The sequence below is a fragment of the Kineococcus vitellinus genome, from assembly GCF_009906315.1.
GTDB lineage: Bacteria > Actinomycetota > Actinomycetes > Actinomycetales > Kineococcaceae > Kineococcus > Kineococcus vitellinus.
The window spans coordinates 1-391 of the sequence record NZ_JAAALL010000672.1; the positions used below are offsets into that span (position 1 = coordinate 1).

1 protein-coding gene is annotated in these 391 nt (G+C 82.9%); it reads right to left on the reverse strand.

The genetic code is table 11. The features are described from left to right. A partial coding sequence (locus tag GTQ99_RS24035) for a DoxX family protein (protein WP_205708156.1) occupies nucleotides 1-336 on the reverse strand: 336 nt, incomplete at its 3' end. Nucleotides 337-391: the final 55 nt, after the last annotated feature.

The window sequence follows — 391 nt, forward strand, 5'->3', positions numbered from 1 at the left end:
GCGCACCAGCGTCGCGGCGCGCACCAGCGCCGCCCGCCGCCCGCCGCCGGGGGCCCGCCAGGCGTCGGCGGCCATCTGCGCGTTCGCCGGCCACACCGCCACCAGGAAGGCGGCCGCCGCGGCGCCGGCCGCGCGGCGGGTGGGCGGCAGCGCCAGGCCCGCGGCCAGGACCAGCTCGACGACCCCCGAACCCGTGGTCCACCACCGCGCGGGCCCGGGCAGCGCGCGGGGGACGATCGCGTCGAAGCCCCCCGGGCGCACCAGGTGCGCGGTGCCGGCGCCGGCGAGCAGCGCGGCCAGCGGGACCCAGCGGCGTGGTGCGGCGCGGGTGATCACAGGCGCGATCCTGCCCGAGACCCCGCCGCCGGCGCGACGAGGCCCCCGTTAGGGT